Raw genomic sequence first — 25661 nt, forward strand, 5'->3', positions numbered from 1 at the left:
CAGTAAGCACAGATTTTGCCTGCTGATAAATCTACGGTTCTGTTGACATATATCAAATTTCATTTTAGCACGTTAACTATTTTGTGATAAACACTTATAGGATTGCCAGTTTACGTCACAATTTAGCACTTTTTATGAACGATTTAGCATAGCAAATGCCAATAATCATAATTGGCGCTACACAGTCGCTGGTAGTTTTATAACTTATTGAAATAAAATAATTTACCTTATTTTTCTTAGGGTTTTATCTTCCCGCCCATTTTTTGGACTCACCGATGTTTCCTATCTAAGGCTGTGTTGATGCCGGAAATGTTGTTGATTTATTGTTAACTTTTCACCGTGATACTCAACAAATTGTCGCTATCAATAAATCGTAGTCATCAATAAATTGTTATCGATTACAAGGTCGTGTTGTTTGGCGAGCAGATGAACTATTGCCAAAACGCATGTAACCCATACTGAGGAGCCTATGCAGTTTCATATTATTTTGGTTGAGCCCGCTCGGGCTGAAAATGTCGGGGCGGCCGCTCGTGCGATGAAAACGATGGGGTTCAGCAGCTTGCGTATTGTCGGTAGCACGGTACATCAGGAGCCAGCGGCTCGCTGGGTGGCGCACGGTTCGGGGGATATTCTGGATAACGTACAGACGTTTTCCACGCTGGCCGAAGCGCTGGCAGATGTCGATTTTACGGTCGCGACCACCGCGCGCAGCCGGGCTAAATATCATTATTACTGCACGCCAGCGGAACTGACTGATGTATTGCAGGAGAAGGTTCAATGGATGGCGTCTGCGGCGCTGGTGTTTGGTCGGGAAGATGTTGGCCTGACGAATGAAGAGCTCGAACTGGCGGATGTGTTGACTGGCGTGCCGATGAAAGCGGATTATCCCTCGCTGAATCTTGGTCAGGCGGTGATGGTGTACTGTTATCAACTGGCTGAACTCATGCAGGTCAAACCGGAAGCGACACAGCCAGCGGTGGCGGGGCAGTTATCGGCGCTGCGCGATCGTATGGATCGGCTTTTGGTTACTCTGGCGGTTGAGGACGATGAAAAACTGCGAGACTGGCTGCATCAGCGGCTGGGACGTTTAGAGCAACGCGATACGGCGATGCTCCATCGGTTGCTACACGACATTGAAAAAAGATTACCGAAATAAGATAGCAGAGATGGCTTTTTTGGCAGTCGAACATCTTGAGTCACGTATTTTGACAACGGTTTGTCCGGCTTATTCCTGTTTAGGCAGTGGGTTGAGCGGCAGGGATTTCTCCTTCGGCGAGAAGAAAAAAAAGAAATCCGTTGACTTCAAAGGGCGATTGGCCTAACTAATAGGGCAGATAACTCTACTTCTAATGAGATTCGATTTTAACATGCGCACTATCAGCCTGATCACCACGATTATTACCATCACCGATACAACCAGTAACGGTGCGGGCTGACGCATATAAAGATTCCAGAAAAAGCCCGCACCGAACAGTGCGGGCTTTTTTTTTATGGCAGGTTATCCCTCAACGCCGTCTGTAAGCGGCATACAAAAAACGCTTCCGGCGTTTGGTTGGCAGAAATTCAGGAGAACAGATAAAAATGCGAGTGTTGAAATTTGGCGGGACTTCAGTAGCAAATGCGGAGCGTTTTGCACGCGTTGCCGACATTATCGAGAACAACGCGCGCCAGGGACAGGTGGCTACCGTATTGTCCGCTCCGGCGAAAATTACCAACCATCTGGTTGCCATGATTGAGAAAACCGTCGCCGGACAAGATATCCTGCCTCATTTAAACGACGCCGAAACGATCTTTTCTTCGCTGCTGCAAGGCCTTGCCGCGTCTCAACCCGGCTTTGACCATGCCCGCCTGAAGGCATTCGTGGATCAGGAATTTGCACAGCTGAAACACGTTCTGCACGGCATCGCGCTGCTGGGCCAGTGCCCTGATAGCGTGAACGCTGCGATCATCTGCCGAGGTGAAAAACTGTCTATCGCCATCATGGAAGCGGTCTTTCAGGCACGCGGCTATGGGGTCTCCGTTATCAACCCGGTTGAGAAGCTGCTGGCGCAGGGACACTATCTTGAATCCACCGTGGATATCACGGAGTCGACTCGCCGCATCGCTGAAAGCGCCATCCCGAAAGATCATGTGATCCTGATGGCAGGCTTTACTGCCGGTAATGACAAAGGGGAACTGGTCGTGCTGGGCCGCAACGGTTCTGACTATTCCGCTGCGGTACTGGCTGCATGTTTGCGTGCCGACTGTTGTGAGATCTGGACCGATGTGGACGGCGTTTATACCTGCGATCCGCGTCAGGTGCCGGATGCCCGACTATTGAAGTCGATGTCTTATCAGGAGGCGATGGAGCTGTCCTATTTCGGCGCCAAAGTCCTCCACCCTCGCACCATCGCACCTATCGCCCAGTTCCAAATTCCTTGCCTTATCAAAAACACCGAAAATCCTCAGGCTCCCGGCACGCTCATCGGCATGGACAGCACGGATACCCAGTATCCGGTGAAAGGCATCACCAACCTGAACAACATGGCGATGATTAACGTATCCGGTCCTGGCATGAAAGGCATGGTCGGCATGGCCGCACGCGTGTTTGCCGCGATGTCACGTGCGGGAATCTCTGTTGTTCTGATTACGCAGTCATCTTCCGAGTACAGCATCAGCTTCTGCGTATCGCAAAACGAGCTGGCGCGCGCCAGAAAAACGCTGGAAGACGAATTCTATCTGGAACTGAAAGAAGGCGTGCTGGAACCGCTGGATGTGATGGAGCGTCTGGCTATCCTCTCTGTGGTGGGCGATGGCATGCGCACGCTGCGCGGCCTGTCTGCGCGTCTGTTCTCCGCACTGGCGACGGCAAATATCAATATCGTGGCTATCGCGCAGGGCTCCTCTGAGCGCTCTATCTCTGTCGTGGTGAACAACGATGTGGCGACCACTGGCGTACGTGTTGCCCACCAGATGCTGTTTAACACCGATCAGGTGATCGACGTGTTTGTTATCGGCGTCGGCGGCGTGGGTGGCGCACTGCTGGATCAGATCCACCGCCAGCAGCCGTGGCTGAAAGACAAACATATCGACCTGCGCGTGTGTGGGATCGCCAACTCCAAAGCGATGCTGACCAATATTAACGGCATCTCGATGGAAAACTGGCATGAAGAGCTGGGTAAAGCCCGCGAACCGTTTAATCTGGGCCGTCTGATCCGTCTGGTTAAAGAGTACCATCTGCTGAACCCGGTGATCGTTGACTGTACGTCGAATCAGGCCGTGGCCGATCAGTACGTGGATTTCCTGGCCGACGGTTTCCATGTCGTGACGCCAAACAAGAAAGCCAACACGGGGTCGATGAATTACTATCACCAACTGCGTAGCGCTGCGGCGAAATCCCGTCGTCGTTTCCTGTATGACACCAACGTCGGTGCAGGCCTGCCGGTGATTGAGAACCTGCAAAATTTGCTGAATGCGGGTGATGAGCTGATTCGCTTTACCGGAATTCTTTCTGGTTCGCTGTCCTTTATTTTCGGTAAACTTGATGAAGGCATGTCGTTGTCGGAAGCGACCACACAGGCGAAAGAAAAAGGCTATACCGAGCCCGATCCGCGTGACGATCTGTCCGGTATGGACGTGGCGCGTAAACTGCTGATTCTGGCGCGTGAAGCGGGTTATCAGCTGGAGCTGGGCGATATTGAAGTGGAATCTGTTCTGCCTGCCAGCTTCGATGCCTCCGGCGATGTTGCCAGCTTCATGCAGCGCCTGCCGTCGGCAGACGATGAGTTTGCCAGCCGTGTTGCACAAGCGCGTGATGAAGGTAAAGTGTTGCGCTATGTCGGCGTGATTGAAGAAGGCCGCTGCAAGGTCAAAATCAGTGCTGTTGGCGGCAACGATCCGCTGTTTAAAGTCAAAGATGGCGAGAATGCGCTGGCATTCTACAGCCGTTATTATCAGCCACTGCCGCTCGTGTTGCGCGGTTATGGCGCGGGTAACGATGTTACCGCTGCTGGTGTGTTCGCAGATCTGCTGCGCACCTTGTCATGGAAGTTGGGAGCATAATTATGGTTAAGGTGTATGCACCTGCATCAATCGGTAACGTCAGCGTCGGGTTTGATGTGCTGGGTGCGGCCGTCTCGCCGGTAGACGGTTCACTGCTGGGGGATTGCGTCTCTGTTGAAGCCGCCGATCTGTTCAGCCTGCGTAATGAAGGGCGTTTTGTTAGCAAGCTGCCAGACAACCCAAAAGAAAACATTGTGTATCAATGTTGGGAACTGTTCTGTCAGGAAATTGGCAAAACCGTACCAGTAGCGATGACGCTCGAAAAGAACATGCCGATTGGTTCCGGACTCGGTTCCAGCGCTTGTTCTGTCGTCGCTGGGCTGATGGCGATGAACGAATTTTGCGGTAAGCCGCTGGATGATACCCGTCTGCTGACGCTGATGGGTGAGCTGGAAGGACGCATTTCCGGCAGCGTTCACTACGATAACGTTGCCCCGTGTTTCCTTGGCGGCGTCCAACTGATGCTGGAAGAGAACGGCATCATCAGCCAGCCTGTGCCGTCATTCGATGATTGGCTGTGGGTCATGGCGTATCCGGGGATTAAAGTCTCCACTGCTGAAGCGCGCGCGATTCTGCCTGCGCAATATCGTCGTCAGGATTGTATCAGCCACGGCCGCTATCTGGCCGGCTTTATCCACGCTTGCCATACCGGACAGGCTGAGCTGGCGGCGAAACTGATGAAGGATGTCATCGCAGAACCTTATCGTACGAAACTGCTGCCCGGCTTTGCTGCCGCTCGCCAGGCTGCTGAAGATATCGGGGCGCTGGCCTGCGGTATTTCCGGCTCTGGCCCAACGTTATTCTCCGTCTGCAACGACATGGCAAGCGCACAGCGCTTAGCCGACTGGCTGCGGGATAACTATTTGCAGAACGATGAAGGTTTTGTTCATATTTGCCGTCTTGATACGACTGGCGCACGACAACTGGGATAACGCATGAAACTGTACAACCTTAAAGATCATAACGAGCAGGTCAGTTTTGCTCAGGCTATCAAGCAAGGGCTGGGTAGCCAGCAAGGGCTGTTCTTCCCGCTGGAGCTGCCGGAATTTGAGCGCACCGAAATCGATGCACTGCTGGATCTGGATTTCGTTACTCGCAGCAGCCGTATTCTGTCTGCGTACATTGGCGATGAGATCGCGGCTGAAACGGTGTTCGAGCGCGTAAAAGCTGCTTTTGCGTTCCCGGCACCCGTTGCGCCAGTTGCGGAAGACATTGCTGCGCTGGAGCTGTTCCACGGTCCGACGCTGGCCTTTAAAGACTTCGGCGGCCGCTTTATGGCGCAAATGCTGACGGAAGTGTCTGGCGACGAGAAAATCACTATTCTGACGGCAACCTCTGGCGACACCGGTGCCGCTGTGGCGCACGCCTTTTACGGTCTGGAAAATGTCCGCGTTGTGATTTTGTATCCGCAGGGCAAGATCAGCCCGTTGCAGGAAAAACTGTTCTGTACGCTGGGTGGCAATATTCACACCATCGCGATCGACAGCGATTTCGATGCCTGTCAGGCGTTAGTGAAAAAGGCGTTTGATGATGAAGAACTGAAAAAGGCGATTGGCCTGAACTCAGCGAACTCCATCAACATCAGCCGTCTGCTGGCGCAGATTTGCTACTACTTTGAAGCCGTTGCACAGCTGCCGCAGGAAGCTCGTAACCAGCTAGTGGTTTCTGTACCAAGTGGTAACTTCGGTGATCTGACGGCTGGCCTGCTGGCGAAATCGCTGGGTCTGCCGATTAAGCGCTTCATCGCAGCGACCAACGCCAATGACACCGTGCCGCGTTTCCTGAGTAGCGGAAATTGGGAACCGAATAAAACGGTGGCAACCTTATCCAACGCGATGGACGTGAGTCAGCCGAACAACTGGCCGCGCGTGGAAGAGCTGTTCCGTCGTAAGAACTGGCAGTTGAAAACACTGGGCTTTGGCGCAGTGAGCGATGAGACGACGAAAGAAACCATGCATGAGCTGGATGCGTTAGGCTATCTCTCTGAGCCGCACGCGGCGATTGCTTACCGTCTGCTGCGCGATCAGCTGCAAGCCGGTGAGTTTGGCCTGTTCCTGGGTACGGCGCACCCAGCGAAATTCAAGGAAAGCGTAGAAGACATTCTTGGCAAAGAACTGGATCTGCCAGAAGCGCTCGCTGAGCGTGCCGATCTGGATCTGCTGTCGCACAACTTCCCGGATGATTTCGCGAAGCTGCGTGAGTTCCTGATGTCACTGCCGGAATAAGATTGCTGACGAACCTATTTGCTAAACGGAAACGGTAGTAACGGAATAGAAGAGTAAAGCGTTTGCGCCATGGATGGCGCAATCCGAGCGTACAGGGATGTATTTACAGCGTCTTTACGATCTATCCGTTACTACCGCTCGATGGCCTTTGTCAGCAATTTCGTCTTATCTTCTTTACCTATCGTACTACCTTATTTACTGTTCGTGGCGCTTGAATACCAGTTCATCATTTGAAGAGTCCGCAGCCTCGAAAAAGTAACCTTCCAGATTAAATGCTTTCAACTGTTCTGGTTGAGTCAGGCGGTTTTGAATAATGAAACGGCTCATCAGACCGCGCGCTTTCTTGGCGTAGAAGCTGATTACCTTGAACTTACCGTTTTTCTCATCCAGGAAAACGGGCTTGATCAGACGGGCATTGAGCTTTTTCGGTTTAACGGCTTTGAAATATTCGTCCGATGCCAAATTAACCAGCACATCGTCGCCTTGATCGTGCAACGCCTGATTCAGCTTTTCAGTAATGGTGTCGCCCCAGAAACTGTAGAGATCTTTGCCGGCTTTATTTTCCAGCCTGGTGCCCATTTCCAGCCGATACGGCTGCATCAAATCCAGCGGGCGCAACACGCCATACAGGCCTGACAGCATACGCAGATGCTGTTGAGCGAAATCGAAGTCATCCTCGCTGAAATCTTCTGCGGCCAATCCGGTATAGACGTCGCCCTTAAACGCCAGCAGCGCCTGACGCGCGTTCTCCGGTGTGAAATCCGGCTGCCAATCGCTAAAGCGGCCTGCGTTCAGGTCAGCCAGCTTATCGCTGATACTCATCAGCGAAGCGATCTGTGCCGGCGTCAGTTTTTTACACACATCAATCAACTGGCTGGAATAGTCCAGAAGTTCCGGCTGGGTATAACGCGTCGTTGCCAAAGGACTGGTGTAGTCGAGCGTTTTTGCGGGTGAAATAGTAATAAGCATGCGCCATGTCCTGTCGGTCTGGTTTCTGATGGCTCTACTATAGCAAGAACGTAGTAAGAAAACGGCGATAGCTATAATACGCCTCGTCTTTCTCGTTCTCGCGCGTTCGAGAAGGGGAAAATATGGCGTCTTATCGGCGTGTAACCGCCGTTGCAGGGGCGAGTGGGAAAAGGCTGGCTTGCACGGGAAAGTGCGCGTGTTATTATCAGATTTCGGCGCAAAACAGACGGCCACCAGATTAGATAACAAGTCGATTCATATACGAGCTATTTTCATTCACGAGCACCACGTATAAACAACGAGACATGCCAACATGACGGATAAACTGACTTCCCTACGCCAACTGACCACGGTTGTAGCTGATACCGGCGATATTGCGGCAATGAAACTGTACCAACCGCAAGATGCGACCACCAACCCTTCACTGATTCTTAATGCGGCGCAAATTCCTGAATACCGCAAGCTGATCGACGAGGCAATTGCCTGGGCGCGTGAGCAGAGCGGCGATCGCAAACAGCAGGTCGTGGATGCCACAGATAAACTGGCGGTCAATATCGGTCTCGAAATTTTAAAATTGATCCCTGGCCGTATCTCCACAGAAGTGGATGCGCGTTTGTCTTATGACACCGAAGCCAGCGTGGCGAAGGCAAAACACCTGATCAAGCTGTACAACGACGCGGGCATCAGCAACGAGCGTATCCTGATTAAACTGGCTTCCACCTGGCAGGGCATCCGCGCGGCGGAGCAGTTGGAAAAAGAAGGTATCAACTGTAACCTGACGCTGCTGTTCTCCTTTGCACAGGCGCGCGCTTGTGCTGAAGCGGGCGTGTTCCTGATTTCACCGTTCGTTGGCCGTATCCTTGACTGGTACAAAGCCAATGGCGATAAGAAAGAATTCGCACCGCATGAAGATCCAGGCGTGGTTTCCGTTAGCGAAATCTACGACTACTACAAAGAGCACGGCTATGAAACCGTCGTGATGGGCGCAAGCTTCCGTAACGTCGGTGAGATTCTGGAACTGGCCGGTTGCGATCGCCTGACGATTGCGCCAGCCCTGCTGAAAGAGCTGTCAGAAAGCGAAGGCGAAGTCGTTCGCAAACTGTCTTACGTCGGTGAGGTGAAAGTTCGTCCGGCGAAAATGACGGAAGCTGAGTTCTACTGGCAGCACAACCAGGATCCAATGGCGATTGATAAACTGGCGGACGGGATCCGTAAGTTTGCTATCGACCAGGAAAAACTGGAAAAGATGATTGCCGATTTACTGTAAGCATTTTGCTGATGAAAATAGCCGGGATTCCCGGCTATTTTTTTGTCTGCAGTTTGGTCTCGTGGAGAGAATAAAGCCTATTTTGCCGTCGCGTTACGGGTTTTCTTCGCGATATAAAGATTGTCATCGGCACGCTTCATGACCTCGCTAAGATCTTCCCCAGCGATATAGTATTCAACCAACCCAATACTGACCGTTAGCCTGATTTTCCCCGCAGTGGTTTCACAAGGCGTGTCGCTAACGCGTTCTCTTGCTTTGTCCACGATGGTGTACGCATCGTCTAACCCGGTATTCGGTAATACGATCGCGAATTCATCGCCGCCAATTCGACCAAAAATATCTTCACGGCGAAATGATTTCTTGAAGGTGTCAGCAACAAACTTCAACGCATCATCTCCGACGCTATGCCCAAAGCTATCATTCACCTGCTTAAAGTAATCGATGTCGATCAGAATGACGCTAACGGGGCGCTTGGTCAGGTTAGCGATACTAAAGGCTTTATTGGCGGCCAGAAAGAACGCGTCTCGCCGCAAATAACCGGTGAGATCGTCATACCGCGCGATGATGGGCAGCTCTATCAGGTACTTTTTTGCCAGAAGTGAGAGCAAGCTGCCTAAGATCGCAGAAAGCAGCACAACGCTGAGAATGACGGCCGCGGAACCAAGGGATGTCAGTGTATAAAAAAACGTAGGAGGAGGCGTTTCTGACGTGGTTCTAATCCGGATACCCAATAATTCATCCGTAGGCGATAGCACCGGAAATATGGTAGTAAGGCTGCCTTTACCTGCATATTCACCAATTGATGGCAGTTTATTCTGGCAGACACGGATAATCGCCATATCATTAAATGTAAGCTCAGACGATGATAATCGATTAATACATTCGCTACGAACGTCGCGTGTATTGAATACCCACGTTCTCACCCGTGAAGAAATGTAGGAACCCGTTTTTCGGGTGATATCACTCTCCGTTACTTCTCCACCCGCATTATAAGACTCATATGTCTTGATGGTGATGTCCAGATTCTGCCGTTCTACTTTCCATGCGTTTCTGCTTGCTTCATGAGTAAGAAAGATAACGATAAAAAAAGAAATAAACCCAAAAAGGAAGAAGGCCGAGGTGGGGTGTGAAAATAACTTTAATATCTTATATTTAAGATCGGTCATGACGACTTCCTTGATAGGGCTTTTTTACTTATTGTGATACTAAAGAAGTGCTTTAATTTTATCATATGATCTGATTTAACGTGATGCTCTGTCGTGGTGGATATCATCCTTTTCTCTTTAATCTATCGGCGTATTTCACCCGCTCTTAATGGGTTAGCGATCTTTTTTATTTGCCTACTATTCTTAAATTTTAATTGCGCCGCGTTATTATTAATTTAAGTCATGCCCTGACTTTTTTTGAGACGCTATTTAATAATTATTATCAAGTGTCATACCGCACTCAGCGTGAAATAACGAACGTCGTGTGAATTTCCTCATGAGAGCGAATTGTTTGCTAAAAGCCGTCAATATCCTGATAAAATTGGTGTTTTGTTTAAACTGAGGTGCTTATGAACGTATTGCGTATTGGCTTGGTTTCCGTATCCGATCGTGCTTCCGGCGGGATTTATCAGGATAAAGGCATCCCAGAGCTGGAATCCTGGCTCCGCAGCGCGTTGACCACGCCTTTTGAAGTGGAAACCCGGCTGGTGCCGGATGAACAGCCGATGATTGAACAAACGCTGTGTGAACTGGTTGATGAACGCGGCTGTCATCTGGTGCTGACAACCGGGGGAACGGGGCCTGCACGTCGTGATGTCACGCCGGATGCCACGATGGCCGTTGCCGATCGAGAAATGCCGGGGTTTGGCGAACAAATGCGTCAGATCAGCCTGCGCTTTGTTCCTACCGCGATCCTTTCCCGTCAGGTGGGCGTGCTGCGTAAACAGGCGCTGATTCTTAATCTTCCAGGGCAACCCAAGTCGATTAAGGAAACGCTGGAAGGTTTAAAAGATGCAGATGGCAAGGTCGTTGTCGCCGGTATTTTTGCCAGCGTACCGTATTGTATCCAGTTGCTGGAAGGCCCTTATATTGAAACCAATGCGGATGTGGTAGCAGCTTTTCGCCCTAAAAATGCCGTGCGCGAAATAAAAAACTGAAGTTAGGCGATTTGAAACATAAGATTCAGCTTTGCTGGTGTATAAAAATTTTGCCGATATAGTAATTTCTACTTTACACACTGCGGTGATGTTTCTTTCTCACTCTGGCAATGCACGGTAACTTATGACTCAGGACCAACACGCCCATCCTCGCCGGTTGAACCGGCAGGACTATAAAACGCTGTCTCTGGCTGCGCTGGGTGGCGCGTTAGAGTTTTACGATTTTATTATTTTCGTCTTCTTTGCCGCCGTGATTGGCGATCTCTTTTTCCCACCCGATATCCCTGAATGGCTGCGGCAGGTACAGACTTTCGGTATTTTCGCCGCAGGCTATCTGGCCCGCCCGCTTGGGGGCATCATCATGGCCCACTTTGGCGATAAGAGCGGACGTAAGAAAATGTTCAGCCTGAGCATATTGCTGATGGCGTTACCGACGCTGGCAATGGGCTTGCTGCCAACCTATGAAGCTATTGGTATTGCGGCACCACTTTTACTGCTGTTAATGCGTGTGCTGCAAGGTGCCGCAATCGGTGGGGAAGTCCCTGGTGCATGGGTCTTCGTTGCGGAGCATGTGCCTCGCGCCCGTATTGGGTTTGCCTGCGGTACGTTGACTGCCGGCTTAACGATGGGGATCCTGCTGGGCTCGCTGATTGCGACGCTGCTGAACACGGTGCTCACGCCAGAGCAGATGTCTGGCGGCGGCTGGCGTTTGCCGTTCTTTATTGGCGGGGTATTCGGTCTTGTCGCCATGTATCTGCGTCGCTGGTTGCAGGAAACCCCCATTTTTATGGAGATGCGTGAGCAGAAAAAGCTGGCGGAAGAGCTGCCGCTGAAATCTGTCGTCTTAAATCATAAACGCGCGGTTGTAGTTTCAATGCTGCTGACCTGGCTGCTGTCTGCGTGCATTGTCGTCGTTATTCTGATGGCACCGACCTACCTGCAAAAAGTCCACGGCATTCCTGCCGCGCTGGCATTGCAGGCGAACTGTCTGGCAACGATTGCTCTGATGGTGGGCTGCGTCGGCGCGGGGCTGCTGGTTGACCGCTTCGGTGCGAGCAAGCTGTTCATTGTGGGTAGCCTGTTGCTGGCTGCCTGTAGCTGGTTCTTTTATAGCTCGGCAGCAAGCAGTACGACGTTGCTCTTTGTCAGCTATGCGATTGTGGGGCTCAGCGTTGGTGTGGTGGGCGGCGTACCGTATGTCATGGTGCGGGCATTCCCGGCGGCGGTGCGGTTCTCCGGGATTTCTTTTTCCTACAACGTTTCCTACGCCATTTTCGGTGGCCTGACGCCCGTCTTCGTGACGCTGATTATGAAGGCGACGCCGATGGCGCCTGCCTTCTATGTTCTGACGCTAGCTGCGGTAGGGCTGCTGCTGGGGATTTATTTGCAGCGCGATCTGGATGCGGACTCGCATGCTTCGGCCGATAGCGACGCGCGCGATCGTTCGCCCGTCGAAGTTTAAGCACGCTATTATCAAAAAATAGCGCGGCATCAAAAACAAACGAGCCCTGTCAACCTGACAGGGCTCGTTTGCATGGAACGCAGGATTGCGTCGGTACGGGTATGGCGTCAGAACTTAGTGAGACGCGCCACGAGCACCAATTGGCAGTACGGTGCGGCCAAACTTCTCGTTCAGCACTTCAGCCATCGCCAGATAAATCGCGCTAGCGCCACAGATGATGCCTTCGTAACCCGCGAAGGTCAGCAGGGCGTGGTTGCCGGTAAAGTTGCCTACGGCCAGCAGCGCAAACAGCACGGTCAGGCTGCCGAAGACAAATTGCAGGGCGCGGTTAGTGCCGAAGGTGCCGAAGAACATAAACAGCGTGAAGACGCCCCACAGACCAAGGAACACGCCAAGGAACTGCGCGTCGCTGGCTTCCGCCAGACCCATTTTTGGCAATACGAGAATGGCAACCAGCGTCAGCCAGAATGCGCCATAAGACGTAAATGCGGTCACGCCAAACGTATTCCCTTTTTTATATTCCAGCAGGCCAGCCAGAATCTGGGCAATACCGCCGTAGAAAATACCCATGCTGAGAATGATGGAAGAAAGTGGGAAAAAGCCTGCGTTGTGCAGGTTCAACAGAATAGTGGTCATCCCGAAGCCCATCAGTCCTAATGGACCAGGATTTGCCAACGTGTTCGTGCTCATAAATCCTCTGCAATAACAGATTATTAATAGTCCCTTCGCGTCGGGCGCGGCATTAAGGTTAGCGAGTGCGCCAATCACGTTGGGATAGGTGTCGTTTAGGTGTTATTGCCCGCCATTATGTAGGGAAATGTCCCCATTTCTGCGGCGGGCGCGGCATCATATCGGGCGTTTGGAACGGACACAACATGGGGAAGGCAGAATAGTTTGATCGTACGAGGGATAAAGGTCATTTTTTTTCATCTTCCCCCCTTGATGATAGAAATGTTGGCCCCATCTTATTTCCAACCGAAACAGTTTGACCTGCCGCAAAGGCGTGTGTCGGGCCGTTACATCGGTGGTTAGCATGAAAATGAAACGTGTGCTGCTGATGAAAACGAGGGTGTGTCGTTGGAAAAACGAGAAATCTTGTTGAAAAACGACATTTCGCCCGCACAGTAGGTTTAACCACCATACCGAATATGACTTTTTAGTGGAGATGTTTAGATGGGTAAGATTATTGGTATCGACCTGGGTACAACCAACTCTTGTGTCGCGATTATTGACGGTACTCAGGTAAAAGTACTGGAAAATAGCGAAGGCGATCGCACCACGCCTTCAATCATTGCTTATACGCAAGACGGTGAAACTCTGGTTGGCCAACCGGCTAAACGTCAGGCAGTGACCAACCCGAAAAATACACTGTTTGCTATCAAGCGCCTGATTGGCCGTCGTTTCAAAGACGAAGAAGTTCAGCGCGATGCCAACATCATGCCGTACAAAATTATCGCGGCAGATAATGGCGATGCGTGGCTGGAAGTGAAAGATCAGAAAATGGCTCCGCCGCAGATTTCAGCTGAAGTGCTGAAAAAAATGAAGAAGACGGCGGAAGACTATCTGGGTGAGACGATCACCGAAGCGGTTATCACCGTACCAGCTTACTTCAACGATGCGCAGCGTCAGGCAACCAAAGACGCCGGCCGTATCGCGGGTCTGGAAGTCAAACGTATCATCAACGAACCGACGGCGGCAGCGCTGGCGTACGGTCTGGATAAAGAAGTTGGCAACCGCACTATCGCGGTTTACGACCTGGGCGGCGGTACGTTCGATATTTCTATCATCGAAATCGACGAAGTTGATGGCGAAAAAACCTTTGAAGTTCTGGCAACCAACGGTGACACCCATCTGGGTGGTGAAGACTTCGATAGCCGTCTGATCAACTATCTGGTTGACGAATTTAAGAAAGAGCAAGGTTTCGACCTGCGCAACGATCCACTGGCGATGCAGCGTCTGAAAGAAGCGGCAGAAAAAGCCAAGATCGAGCTGTCTTCTGCTCAGCAGACCGACGTTAATCTGCCGTACATCACGGCAGACGCGACCGGTCCTAAGCACCTGAACATCAAAGTGACGCGTGCGAAACTGGAATCACTGGTAGAAGAGCTGGTGAACCGTTCTCTGGAGCCGCTGAAAGTGGCGTTGCAGGATGCTGGCCTGTCCGTTTCTGAAATTCAGGACGTGATTCTGGTTGGTGGTCAGACGCGTATGCCTCTGGTACAGAAGAAAGTTGCTGACTTCTTCGGTAAAGAGCCACGTAAAGACGTGAACCCGGACGAAGCGGTTGCTATCGGTGCTGCGGTTCAGGGTGGTGTCTTGTCGGGTGACGTGAAAGACGTTCTGCTGCTGGACGTAACCCCACTGTCTCTGGGTATCGAAACGATGGGTGGCGTGATGACTCCGCTGATCGCCAAAAATACGACGATCCCGACTAAACACAGTCAGGTGTTCTCGACGGCGGAAGACAACCAGTCTGCGGTAACGATCCATGTTCTGCAGGGTGAGCGTAAGCGTTCGCACGATAACAAATCTCTGGGTCAGTTTAACCTGGATGGTATTCAGGCTGCACCGCGCGGTATGCCACAGATCGAAGTAACTTTTGACATCGATGCTGACGGTATCCTGCACGTTTCCGCGAAAGACAAAAACAGCGGTCGTGAGCAGAAAATCACCATCAAGGCGTCTTCTGGTTTGAACGAAGAAGAAATCCAGAAAATGGTACGTGACGCAGAAGCAAATGCGGAATCTGACCGTAAGTTTGAAGAGCTGGTTCAGGCGCGTAACCAGGGCGATCACCTGCTGCACAGCACGCGTAAGCAGCTGGAAGAAGTGGGCGACAAACTGGCCGCTGATGATAAAACTGCCATTGACGATGCACTGAAAGCGCTGGAAAGCGCGCTGAAAGGCGAAGACAAAGCAGACATCGAAGCGAAAATTCAGGCGCTGGTTCAGGTTTCCGGCAAGCTGCTGGAAGCGTCTCAGCCACAGCCAGGTGCTGAAGGTGCCGCTGATGATGCTTCTGCTCGTCGCGACGACGATGTCGTCGATGCTGAGTTTGAAGAAGTCAAAGATAAAAAGTAATCGCCCTTGAGCGGGCGCAGTAGCAGCCACAAGGCTACTGCTGGCAATCAGCACGGGCGTCGAGGAAACTCTGCGCCCGTGCACGCATGTTGAGGGGCAGGAAAAGAAATGGCGAAGCAAGATTATTACGAAAGCCTGGGCGTTGCTAAAAACGCAGATGAGCGCGAAATAAAGAAAGCCTACAAGCGTCTGGCGATGAAGTACCACCCGGATCGTAATCCTGGTGATAGCGAGGCAGAAGCCAAGTTCAAAGAGATCAAAGAAGCCTACGAAATCCTTATCGATTCGCAAAAACGTGCAGCCTACGATCAGTACGGTCACGCGGCGTTTGAGCAAGGTGGTATGGGCGGAGGCGGCGGTGGCTTTGGCGGCGGCGGTGCCGATTTTGGTGATATTTTTGGCGACGTGTTCGGAGACATCTTTGGCGGCGGTCGCCGTCAGCGCGCGAGCCGTGGATCCGATTTACGCTACAACATGGAGTTGACGCTGGAAGAAGCGGTACGTGGCGTCACCAAAGAGATCCGTATTCCCGCACTCGAAGAGTGTGATGTGTGCCACGGTAACGGCGCGAAGCCGGGTAGCTCCCCGATTACCTGTCCAACCTGTCATGGGAACGGCCAGGTTCAGATGCGTCAGGGCTTCTTTACCGTGCAGCAAGCGTGTCCGCACTGTCATGGTCGCGGTAAGATCATTAAAGATCCGTGCGTCAAATGTCACGGTCATGGTCGCGTAGAGAAGAGCAAAACGCTGTCGGTGAAAATTCCGGCGGGTGTGGACACGGGCGACCGTATCCGTTTGTCTGGTGAAGGCGAAGCGGGTGAGCACGGTGCACCGTCAGGTGATTTGTACGTTCAGGTGCAGGTTAAAGCGCACCCGATCTTCCAGCGTGAAGAAAACAATCTGTACTGCGAAGTGCCGATCAATTTTGCGATGGCAGCATTAGGTGGCGAGATTGAAGTTCCTACGCTGGATGGCCGCGTGAAGCTGAAAGTGCCTGCGGAAACGCAAACTGGGAAACTGTTCCGTATGCGTGGCAAGGGCGTTAAATCGGTACGTGGCGGTGCGCAGGGCGATCTGCTGTGCCGTGTGGTTGTAGAAACGCCGGTTAACCTGAACGAGCGTCAAAGACAACTGCTGCAAGAACTCGATGAGAGCTTCGGTGGCCCGTCTGGCGAGAGAAATAGCCCACGCTCGAAAAACTTTTTCGATGGCGTGAAGAAATTTTTCGATGATTTAACCCGTTAATGATTTGTCGTTAACGCGTGATAAGAAACCGGTGGGGTAAACCTGCCGGTTTTTTTATGATTGACATCCGTCCGTCATCTTGCGGCCGTTGCTGTGCAACGTTGAAAAACGCTCCCAACATTTTTTATTCCCTTCTCTCGATAGCCTCAATTCAATAGATCGTTTTTTACGATGATTAAGCCAGTTTTAATCTGCTTTTAACGAGTGGTTAGGTCACGTAATCTTGCCAGTAAGAAAGCGAACGTACGGTATTGGCGTTCGTGCCTCATGGGAGATTAAGTCAATGATAACAATGATTCGTCGCTTTATTGGATTGGATGCCGCCGCGGGTGTGATGCTAATGATGACAACGGTTTTGGCAATCGCGTTTGCCAACTGGTCTGTGACCGCTGCTGGCTATCAACAATTCCTGATGATGCCAGTGGAAATGCGGTTTGGCGCACTGGAAATCAATAAGAATCTGCTGCTGTGGATTAACGATGGGCTGATGGCAATTTTCTTCCTGCTGATTGGCCTGGAAGTGAAACGCGAGCTCGTTGAAGGCACGTTAGCCAGTCGCCAGCAGGCGATGTTGCCATTGGCGGCTGCGGTAGGCGGAATGATGTTTCCTGCCTTGCTCTTTCTGCTTTTCAACGGCAATGATGAGGCGACGCGCGCTGGCTGGGCGATTCCCGCCGCGACAGATATCGCGTTCGCCATTGGCGTGCTGACGCTATTGGGCAAGCGGGTTCCCGCGGGGCTGAAAGTCTTCCTGCTGGCGCTGGCGATCATTGACGATCTGGGAGCGATCCTGATCATCGCTCTGTTTTATACGCAGCAGATCTTCTGGCCCGCACTGGGTGGGGCGGTGCTGGCGATTGCGGCACTGGCCTATATGAACAGGCAGCAGGTTGGTAAAACCTCCGCCTATTTGCTTGTGGGGATCGTCTTGTGGGTTTGCATCCTGAAATGTGGCGTTCATGCAACGCTGGCGGGAGTGATTGTCGGATTCTTTATTCCTTTACGTACGTCCAACGGCGAATCTTCTCCGGCAACCACGCTGGAACATGGCTTACAAACGTGGGTCGCGTTTCTGATTATCCCGCTGTTTGCCTTCGCTAACGCAGGCATTGTATTGCAGGGGATTGTGCTGGAAAAACTATTTTCCCCTTTGAGCCTTGGCATTGCCGCTGGATTGCTGATTGGTAAACCGCTGGGCATTACCTTGTTCAGCTGGCTAACTATCCGACTGGGCTACGCGCGTCTGCCCGCTGGTGTTCATTTTAGCCAGATTGTAGCGGTGTCAGTGCTGTGCGGCATCGGTTTTACCATGTCGATATTCATTACGCTACTGGCCTTCTCCGGCGGCGATGCGGAATTGATTACCTATGCCAAGCTGGGAATTCTGCTGGCATCGGGGCTGGCTGCGCTGCTTGGCTATCTGGCACTACGCGTCGTGTTGCCTACGCTGGACAAGGTGATGCAACCGTGTAAGGGTTGATGCTATGCCGGAGGCGCGAAGAGGGGGCGGGTGTGTCTCATTTGAATTTTAATCATCTCTATTATTTCTGGCAGGTTTATAAGTCGGGATCCGTTGCGGGTGCGGCAGAGACGCTGTTCTTAACGCCGCAGACTATTACCGGGCAAATCAAATGCCTGGAAGAGCGTTTACAGGGCAAGCTCTTCAAGCGTAAGGGACGAGGGTTGGAACCGACGGAGCTGGGACAGCTTGTTTTTCGCTATGCGGATAGCATGTTCCAGCTTAGCCAGGAAATGTTGGATATTGTGAACTACCGCAAAGAATCGAACCTGTTATTCGATGTCGGCGTGGCTGATGCGCTGTCCAAACGGCTGGTGAGCAGGGTGCTGGAAACGGTCGTAACGGAACAGGAACATATCCATTTACGTTGTTTTGAGTCGACGCACGAAATGCTGCTAGAGCAGTTGAGTCAGCATAAGCTGGATATGATTCTGTCAGATTGTCCGGTGGATTCGACGCAGCAGGAAGGGCTGTTTTCAATCAAGCTGGGCGAATGTGGTGTGAGTTTTTATTGTAAACGTCCGCAGCCTGAGCAGCCTTTTCCCGCCTGCCTTGAACAACGTAAGCTGCTGATTCCCGGGCGGCGAACCATGCTGGGACGGAAACTATTGAACTGGTTTACGGCGCAGAATATTCAGGCGACTATTTTGGGCGAGTTTGATGATGCGGCGCTGATGACCGCGTTCGGCATTAATAACGACGCGATTTTCGTTGCACCGTCGCTGTATGCCAATGAAATCTACCAGCAGGGCGATATCGTTGAGATCGGTAGGATCGAGAACATTCAGGATGAGTATTATGCGATTTTTGCGGCCAGAATGATCCAACATCCGGCGGTGCAGCGCGTCTGTAACGCGGATTTTTCAGCGCTCTTCTGTGATACCACAGACACAAAAAAACCGGCCTAGGCCGGTTTTTTCTTAGCAACAACACGCAGATGCGTGATTATTGCATGGCGTTGATGCGCGCAACCAGATTGGATTTATGACGTGCAGCTTTGTTCTTGTGGATCAGGCCTTTACCAGCCTGACGATCCACGATCGGTTGCATGTCATTAAATGCTTTCTGTGCCGCTTCTTTATCGCCAGTAGCGATCGCCGCGTATACTTTCTTGATGAAAGTACGCATCATTGAGCGACGGCTTGCGTTATGCTTACGGCGCTTCTCAGATTGTACGGCGCGTTTCTTAGCTGATTTGATATTAGCCAAGGTCCAACTCCCAAATATATTCAATCGAGGACAATTCAAAGGCCGTGGAATATGCTCGTTTAGCCTTCGTTTGTCAATGGATTTGTGCAAATAAGCGTCGTTTGTACGTCGACACTTGTTACGTTGTGATGGCGCAGGATTTTAGCAGCTTCACGCGGTGGAATACAGCTTTTCGCATCATAAATTCATCCTGAATTTGATAAAACCCTGTCTGTCATCGGTAAAGTCGGATTGCATGTGCCGTCCGCCGTCTGGATATTCTGCGTATAGGCGTCATCCATCGATGATTCAGCTAAAAATCGTGCAAATACTGGCACGATTTACAAGGTGGCTGCAAAAGGCGCGAATCGCGGGTTAACCTTACTCGCTGTACAAGGTATAATCCGCCGATTTCCATAATATTAACCCTTTGTTCTGGGCCAGCCATGCAGCTAATTCGCGGTATACACAATCTTCGGGCACACCATTACGGCTGTGTGCTCACTATTGGTAATTTTGACGGCGTGCACCTCGGACACCAAATGCTGCTTGAACGACTGAAGCAGGAAGGTCGCGCTCGTGGGCTGCCGGTGATGGTCATGATTTTTGAACCACAGCCGCTGGAACTCTTCGCTGCGGAAAAAGCGCCCGCCCGTCTGACGCGTCTGCGTGACAAGGTGAAATATCTGGCGCAGGCCGGCGTGGATTATCTGTTGTGCGTCAGATTCGACGCACGTTTTGCCGCCAACGATGCTGAGACGTTCGTTTCTTCCCTGCTGGTGAAAAAATTGGGCGTGAAGTTTCTGGTGGTGGGAGATGACTTCCGCTTCGGGGCTGGTCGTCAGGGAGATTTCCTGTTATTACAGAAGGCTGGACGTGAGTCGGGATTTGATGTCATCAGCACCGATTCGTTCTGTAATGGCGGCAAACGGGTTAGCAGCACTGCCGTACGTGAAGCGCTCAGTCGTGATGAACTTGAGCTGGCAGAAAGTCTGTTGGGCCATCCTTACAGCATTTCCGGGCGTGTGGAACATGGCAAAGCATTGGGGCGAACCATTGGGTTCCCTACCGCCAACCTGCCGCTGAAACGTCAGGTTTCGCCTGTTAGCGGCGTGTATGCCGTCAGCGTTTATGGGCTAGGGCAAGAACCGCTACCGGGCGTTGCCAACATTGGCACGCGTCCGACCGTAAACGGTGACAAACGCCAGCAGCTTGAAGTGCATTTGCTAGACGTGACGATGAACCTCTATGGTCGTCATATTGAAGTCGTACTGCGTAAAAAGATCCGTAATGAACAGCGTTTTGCTTCGCTCGATGCGTTAAAACAGCAAATCGCCGATGATGTGGTGACAGCCCGGACGTTCTTCGGGTTAAAGACACCGGTTTAATTTTTCTAGCCGAAACGAAATCGAGAATCTAATGAGTGACTATAAGACTACCCTGAACTTGCCGGAAACAGGGTTCCCGATGCGTGGCGATCTGGCCAAGCGCGAACCTGACATGCTGAAACGTTGGTATGAGCAGGATCTGTACGGGATTATTCGCAATGCGAAGAAGGGAAAGAAGACCTTCATTCTGCACGATGGCCCTCCGTACGCAAACGGCAGCATTCACATTGGTCACTCAGTTAACAAGATTCTGAAAGATATTATTGTTAAATCAAAAGGTCTGTCTGGCTACGATTCCCCGTACGTGCCGGGCTGGGACTGCCATGGTCTGCCGATTGAGCTGAAAGTAGAACAGCTGATCGGTAAGCCGGGTGAGAAAGTCAGCGCCGCAGAATTCCGTGCGGAGTGCCGTAAATATGCGGCAGAGCAGGTTGCCGGTCAGAAAGCCGACTTTATTCGTCTCGGCGTGCTGGGCGACTGGGATCGTCCTTACCTGACGATGGATTTCAAAACCGAAGCGAACATCATCCGTGCGCTGGGCCGCATCATTGAAAACGGCCACTTACACAAGGGTGCTAAGCCGGTTCACTGGTGTGCCGACTGTGGTTCCGCGCTGGCGGAAGCGGAAGTTGAGTATTACGACAAAACCTCTCCGTCCATTGATGTCGCGTTTAACGCCAGCGATGTGGCTGCGGTATTAGCCAAATTTGGCGTGAGTAGCGTAGACGGCCCTGTTTCGCTGGTGATCTGGACGACCACGCCGTGGACGCTGCCAGCAAACCGTGCGATCTCACTGAATGCGGAATTCGATTATCAGCTGGTGCAGATTGACGGTCAGGCGCTGATTCTGGCGGCCGATCTGGTTGAAAGCGTGATGAAACGCGTCGGCGTGACGCAGTGGACAGTGCTGGGCAACTGTAAAGGCGCAGATCTTGAGCTGCTGCGTTTCAAACATCCGTTCCTGGGCTTTGACGTACCGGCTATTCTGGGCGAGCACGTCACGCTGGATGCGGGTACCGGTGCGGTGCATACCGCCGGTGGCCACGGCCCTGACGACTATGTGATCAGTCAGAAATATAATCTGGAAATCGCCAACCCGGTGGGGCCGAACGGCTGCTACCTGAGCGGCACCTATCCTGAACTGGATGGCAAATTCGTTTTCAAAGCCAACGACCTGATCGTTGAAATCCTGCGTGAAAAAGGCATGTTGCTGCACGTAGAGAAATTGCAGCACAGCTATCCGTGCTGCTGGCGTCACAAGTCGCCGATCATTTTCCGTGCGACGCCACAATGGTTTGTCAGCATGGATCAGAAAGGCCTGCGTAAGCAGTCGCTGTCTGAAATCAAAGGCGTGCAGTGGATCCCGGATTGGGGCCAGGCGCGTATCGAAGCGATGGTCGCCAACCGCCCTGACTGGTGTATCTCCCGTCAGCGTACCTGGGGCGTGCCGATGTCGCTGTTTGTCCACAAAGAGACGGAAGAGCTGCATCCGCGCACCGCTGAGCTGATTGAAGCGGTAGCGAAACGTGTTGAAGCCGATGGCATTCAGGCATGGTGGGATCTCGATCCGGCCGATGTGCTGGGCGCAGACGCGGATAACTACGTCAAAGTGCCGGACACGCTGGACGTGTGGTTCGATTCTGGATCAACGCACGCGTCTGTCGTGGATGTACGCCCTGAATTCGGCGGTCACGCGGCGGATATGTATTTGGAAGGTTCCGACCAGCATCGTGGCTGGTTCATGTCTTCCCTGATGATCTCTACGGCGATCAAAGGCAAAGCGCCTTACCGTCAGGTGCTGACCCACGGTTTCACCGTTGATGGTCAGGGCCGCAAGATGTCCAAATCGATCGGGAATACCGTCAGCCCGCAGGACGTGATGAACAAACTCGGTGCCGACATTCTGCGTCTGTGGATCGGTTCAACGGATTACTCCGGTGAAATCGCGGTATCCGATGAGATTCTGAAGCGTTCCGCCGATGCCTATCGCCGTATCCGTAACACCGCGCGTTTCCTGTTGGCGAACCTGAATGGGTTTGATCCACAGCAGCATATGGTGAAACCAGAAGACATGGTTGTGCTGGATCGCTGGGCGGTCGGCTGTGCGAAAGCGGCACAGGAAGAGATCCTCGAAGCGTATGAAAGCTATGATTTCCACCGCGTCGTACAGCGTCTAATGCAGTTCTGCTCGATTGAAATGGGTTCGTTCTATCTGGATATCATTAAAGATCGTCAGTACACGGCAAAAGGCGACAGCGTGGCGCGCCGTAGCTGCCAGACTGCGCTGTACCATATCTCAGAAGCGCTGGTGCGTTGGATGGCACCGATTATGTCTTTCACCGCGGATGAGATCTGGAACTACCTGCCGGGCGAGCGTGCGCAGTACGTCTTTACCGAAGAGTGGTATGACGGTCTGTTCGCGCTGGATAGCGCAGAAACCATGAACGATGCGTTCTGGACAGATGTTCTGAAAGTGCGTAGCGAAGTGAACAAAGTCATTGAGCAGGCGCGTAATGACAAACGTATCGGTGGATCGCTGGAAGCCTCCGTTACGCTGTACGCCGATGCCAATCTGGCGGGTAAGTTGAATCAGCTACGTCAGGAACTGCACTTTGCGCTGTTGACGTCAAAAGCGCAGGTGGAACGTTATGAAAATGCGCCGGATAACGCGCAGGCAACGGAACTCACCGGACTGAAAATTGCCTTAAGTGAGGCAGAAGGGCACAAGTGCCCACGCTGCTGGCATTACGAGACGGATATCGGTAGCAATGCCGAGCATCCTGAAGTTTGTGGTCGCTGTGCGACTAACGTGGGCGGTAACGGCGAAGAGCGTAAATTTGTCTGATGAATAAGATCTGTTCGAGTGGACTGCGCTGGCTCTGGCTGGCGATACTGGTTTTAATTGTCGATCTTGGCAGCAAGCAGTGGATCCTTGCCCACTTTGCGCTGGGAGATACGGTGCCAGTGATGCCTTCTCTGAATCTGCATTACGCCCGTAACTACGGCGCAGCATTCAGCTTCCTGGCGGATAAAGGCGGTTGGCAACGCTGGTTCTTTGCTGGCATCGCGATTGCTATCGTGGTTGCACTGCTGGTGATGATGTACCGTGGCAGCGTCAAACAGCGGCTCAATAACATTGCGTATTCGTTGATTATCGGCGGCGCACTGGGCAATCTGTTCGACCGGACATGGCACGGATTTGTTGTCGATTTCATCGACTTCTATGTCGGTGATTGGCATTTCGCCACGTTTAACCTTGCCGATACCGCTATCTGTATTGGTGCGGCACTCATCGTACTGGAAGGTTTTTTCAGTATGCATGATGATACTGATACCGTTAAGCAAAAGGGTCACTGATGTCCGAGAGTGTTCAGCATAACAGCGCGCTGCTGGTGCATTTTATTCTGACGCTAGAGGATGGCTCAGCGGCTGAATCTACGCGTGAGCGCGGCAAACCAGCGCTGTTTCGCCTTGGCGACGGCAGCCTGTCTGACGCGTTGGAGCAACATCTGTTGGGATTAAAGCGTGGCGATAAACGCAAGTTTACGCTACCGCCGGAGTCGGCCTTTGGGCCGACCAATCCGAACCTGATCCAGTTCTTCCTGCGTCGTGATTTCGCCCAGACCGGCGTGCCGGAAGTCGGCACCATCATGCTGTTCAGCGGTGTTGCCGGAAATGATATGCCGGGGATTATCCGCGATGTGACCGAAGAGTCGGTCACCGTGGATTTCAACCATCCTCTGTCCGGCCAGGCGATAACCTTCGATCTTGAAGTGCTGGATATCGATCCCGTACAACAGGAGGTGACACATGCAGATCCTGCTGGCTAATCCGCGCGGCTTTTGTGCCGGTGTCGATCGGGCTATCAGCATTGTGGAACGTGCGCTGGAGCTTTTTGGTACGCCGATCTACGTCCGTCATGAAGTGGTACATAACCGCTATGTGGTTAATGGATTACGCGAACGTGGTGCGATTTTTATTGAGCAGATTGAAGACGTGCCGGACGGTGCGATTCTGATTTTCTCGGCACATGGCGTTTCGCAAGCGGTACGTAATGAAGCCAAAAACCGCGATCTGACGGTATTCGATGCGACCTGTCCGCTGGTAACCAAAGTGCATATGGAAGTGGCCAGAGCCAGTAAGAAAGGCGTAGAAGCGATTCTTATCGGGCATGCCGGACACCCTGAAGTCGAAGGGACGATGGGGCAATACAGCAATGCGGACGGCGGCATGTATCTGGTGGAATCCCCTGAGGATGTCTGGCAGCTACAGGTAAAAGACGAAAGCAATCTGTGTTTTATGACGCAGACCACGCTTTCTGTTGATGATACCTATGCGGTGATTGATGCATTGCGTGAGCGTTTCCCGCAGATCGTCGGCCCGCGTAAAGATGACATCTGCTATGCCACGACCAATCGTCAGGAAGCCGTTCGCCACTTGTCGGATAAGGCGGATGTCGTTTTTGTCGTCGGCTCTAAAAACTCCTCAAATTCCAATCGCCTTGCTGAATTAGCACAGCGCGCGGGGAAAGCGGCTTATCTGATAGATTCAGCGGAAGATATCCAGGAGTCATGGCTAGCGGGCGCTTCGCATGTTGGGGTAACCGCAGGCGCATCGGCACCGGATATTTTGGTACAACAGGTGATTCAGCGCCTGAAAGAATTAGGCGGCAAGGTGGCTGTTGAAATGCAGGGACGTGAAGAAAACATCGTCTTTGAAGTGCCGAAAGAACTGCGTGTTGAAGTCAAACAGATAGATTAATGCTGTTTCTGCGGTAGGGCTTTGGCCTTACCGCTTTTATCCCCTTCCATTTTATACCCGTCATACTTCAAGTTGCATGTGCGTTGGCTACGCTCACTCACCCGAATCACTTACTTGAGTAAGCTCATCGGGATGCCTTCGCTTGCCGCCTTCCTGAAACTCGAATTATTTAGGGTATATCTCTTCTCTGTTATTCACCCATGAAAATGTTAATGCATAAAAATGAATTTTTATGCGTTATGCCATATGGTTTAATTTTGACCACTTTTGCTTATCTTCAAATACCTTGCGGCTTTTCATCGCTCTGATGCGCCATTTTGCTGTCTGTGGTTAGACAGTTTTGCTGATTTTCTGCGGCTTCAAACAGTATTT

The 25661-nt window shown here is 52.0% G+C and carries 21 protein-coding genes and 1 other annotated feature; of the genes, 17 read left to right on the plus strand and 4 right to left on the minus strand.

Going from position 1 to position 25661, the window contains the following annotated elements; genetic code table 11:
- The first annotated feature begins 469 nt into the window (after positions 1 to 469).
- From ACIPUG_RS06870 to thrC, 5 genes are all read left to right on the plus strand, one after another.
- Positions 470 to 1156 (plus strand): tRNA/rRNA methyltransferase, encoded by a 687-nt coding sequence (locus ACIPUG_RS06870; protein WP_320697703.1) that lies wholly within the window; start codon positions 470 to 472, stop codon positions 1154 to 1156.
- 211 nt (positions 1157 to 1367) lie between these two features.
- Complete coding sequence (gene thrL, locus ACIPUG_RS06875) at positions 1368 to 1436, plus strand: thr operon leader peptide (RefSeq protein WP_014916714.1); 69 nt, start codon at positions 1368 to 1370, stop codon at positions 1434 to 1436.
- Positions 1375 to 1490, plus strand: a sequence feature (Thr leader region). (Overlaps the previous gene by 62 nt.)
- Positions 1491 to 1581: 91 nt before the next feature.
- Positions 1582 to 4041: a bifunctional aspartate kinase/homoserine dehydrogenase I gene (thrA, locus tag ACIPUG_RS06880; protein WP_075278375.1), complete on the plus strand. Its 2460-nt coding sequence runs from the start codon at positions 1582 to 1584 to the stop codon at positions 4039 to 4041.
- Positions 4042 to 4043: 2 nt separating this feature from the next.
- Positions 4044 to 4973: a homoserine kinase gene (thrB, locus tag ACIPUG_RS06885; RefSeq protein WP_010681781.1), complete on the plus strand. Its 930-nt coding sequence runs from the start codon at positions 4044 to 4046 to the stop codon at positions 4971 to 4973.
- Between the two features lie 3 nt (positions 4974 to 4976).
- Entirely contained in the window at positions 4977 to 6266 is a 1290-nt protein-coding gene (thrC, locus tag ACIPUG_RS06890; RefSeq protein ID WP_010681780.1) for a threonine synthase, read from the plus strand.
- Positions 6267 to 6461: 195 nt separating this feature from the next.
- On the opposite strand, the gene yaaA is transcribed toward thrC, so the two are convergent.
- Complete coding sequence (yaaA, locus tag ACIPUG_RS06895) at positions 6462 to 7235, minus strand: peroxide stress protein YaaA (protein WP_039501562.1); 774 nt, start codon at positions 7233 to 7235, stop codon at positions 6462 to 6464.
- Positions 7236 to 7548: 313 nt separating this feature from the next.
- Here yaaA and tal point away from each other — a divergent pair, with 313 nt between their 5' ends.
- Entirely contained in the window at positions 7549 to 8502 is a 954-nt protein-coding gene (gene tal, locus ACIPUG_RS06900; protein ID WP_205531854.1) for a transaldolase, read from the plus strand.
- A gap of 77 nt (positions 8503 to 8579) precedes the next feature.
- On the opposite strand, the gene ACIPUG_RS06905 is transcribed toward tal, so the two are convergent.
- On the minus strand, positions 8580 to 9668 hold the full coding sequence (locus ACIPUG_RS06905) for a GGDEF domain-containing protein (protein ID WP_039497981.1): 1089 nt from the start codon (positions 9666 to 9668) through the stop codon (positions 8580 to 8582).
- A gap of 389 nt (positions 9669 to 10057) precedes the next feature.
- Here ACIPUG_RS06905 and mog point away from each other — a divergent pair, with 389 nt between their 5' ends.
- A complete protein-coding gene (mog, locus tag ACIPUG_RS06910; RefSeq protein WP_014916710.1) occupies positions 10058 to 10645 on the plus strand; it encodes a molybdopterin adenylyltransferase in 588 nt (195 codons plus the stop codon).
- Between the two features lie 124 nt (positions 10646 to 10769).
- Entirely contained in the window at positions 10770 to 12107 is a 1338-nt protein-coding gene (locus tag ACIPUG_RS06915; RefSeq protein ID WP_039501556.1) for an MFS transporter, read from the plus strand.
- A 114-nt stretch (positions 12108 to 12221) separates the two neighbouring features.
- Here ACIPUG_RS06915 and satP read toward each other — a convergent pair whose 3' ends face one another.
- Entirely contained in the window at positions 12222 to 12797 is a 576-nt protein-coding gene (satP, locus tag ACIPUG_RS06920; RefSeq protein WP_005973207.1) for an acetate uptake transporter, read from the minus strand.
- 483 nt (positions 12798 to 13280) lie between these two features.
- On the opposite strand from satP, the gene dnaK reads away from it, so the two are divergent.
- From dnaK to nhaR, 4 genes are all read left to right on the plus strand, one after another.
- On the plus strand, positions 13281 to 15188 hold the full coding sequence (dnaK, locus tag ACIPUG_RS06925) for a molecular chaperone DnaK (protein WP_014916708.1): 1908 nt from the start codon (positions 13281 to 13283) through the stop codon (positions 15186 to 15188).
- Between the two features lie 108 nt (positions 15189 to 15296).
- Complete coding sequence (gene dnaJ / locus ACIPUG_RS06930; RefSeq protein ID WP_014916707.1) at positions 15297 to 16433, plus strand: molecular chaperone DnaJ; 1137 nt, start codon at positions 15297 to 15299, stop codon at positions 16431 to 16433.
- 283 nt (positions 16434 to 16716) lie between these two features.
- Positions 16717 to 17913 carry a Na+/H+ antiporter NhaA gene (gene nhaA / locus ACIPUG_RS06935; protein WP_180789353.1) on the plus strand — a complete coding sequence of 399 codons (1197 nt, stop codon included), beginning with the start codon at positions 16717 to 16719 and terminating at the stop codon, positions 17911 to 17913.
- A 32-nt stretch (positions 17914 to 17945) separates the two neighbouring features.
- The gene (gene nhaR, locus ACIPUG_RS06940) at positions 17946 to 18860 is read left to right on the plus strand and encodes a transcriptional activator NhaR (RefSeq protein WP_039497977.1); all 915 of its coding nucleotides are present in this window, start codon (positions 17946 to 17948) and stop codon (positions 18858 to 18860) included.
- A gap of 37 nt (positions 18861 to 18897) precedes the next feature.
- Here the strand turns inward: nhaR and rpsT are convergent, their stop codons facing one another.
- Entirely contained in the window at positions 18898 to 19161 is a 264-nt protein-coding gene (rpsT, locus tag ACIPUG_RS06945) for a 30S ribosomal protein S20 (protein ID WP_010681770.1), read from the minus strand.
- A gap of 425 nt (positions 19162 to 19586) precedes the next feature.
- On the opposite strand from rpsT, the gene ribF reads away from it, so the two are divergent.
- Genes ribF through ispH form a run of 5 tightly spaced genes read left to right on the plus strand, consistent with a single transcriptional unit; the run spans position 19587 to position 25289 of the window.
- Positions 19587 to 20528 (plus strand): bifunctional riboflavin kinase/FAD synthetase, encoded by a 942-nt coding sequence (gene ribF, locus ACIPUG_RS06950; RefSeq protein WP_014916705.1) that lies wholly within the window; start codon positions 19587 to 19589, stop codon positions 20526 to 20528.
- 31 nt (positions 20529 to 20559) lie between these two features.
- Positions 20560 to 23373: an isoleucine--tRNA ligase gene (gene ileS, locus ACIPUG_RS06955; RefSeq protein ID WP_094371035.1), complete on the plus strand. Its 2814-nt coding sequence runs from the start codon at positions 20560 to 20562 to the stop codon at positions 23371 to 23373.
- Positions 23370 to 23885: a signal peptidase II gene (lspA, locus tag ACIPUG_RS06960; RefSeq protein ID WP_400338122.1), complete on the plus strand. Its 516-nt coding sequence runs from the start codon at positions 23370 to 23372 to the stop codon at positions 23883 to 23885. The genes ileS and lspA overlap by 4 nt, the downstream gene beginning before the upstream one ends.
- Complete coding sequence (fkpB, locus tag ACIPUG_RS06965) at positions 23885 to 24358, plus strand: FKBP-type peptidyl-prolyl cis-trans isomerase (RefSeq protein WP_010681766.1); 474 nt, start codon at positions 23885 to 23887, stop codon at positions 24356 to 24358. Before lspA ends, fkpB begins: the two co-directional genes overlap by 1 nt.
- Positions 24339 to 25289, plus strand: coding sequence for a 4-hydroxy-3-methylbut-2-enyl diphosphate reductase (gene ispH / locus ACIPUG_RS06970; RefSeq protein ID WP_014916702.1), 951 nt, complete (start codon positions 24339 to 24341; stop codon positions 25287 to 25289). Before fkpB ends, ispH begins: the two co-directional genes overlap by 20 nt.
- The last annotated feature ends 372 nt before the right edge of the window (positions 25290 to 25661 follow it).

This window comes from Pectobacterium sp. CHL-2024, assembly GCF_044751765.1.
GTDB classification, from domain to species: Bacteria; Pseudomonadota; Gammaproteobacteria; order Enterobacterales; family Enterobacteriaceae; genus Pectobacterium; species Pectobacterium brasiliense.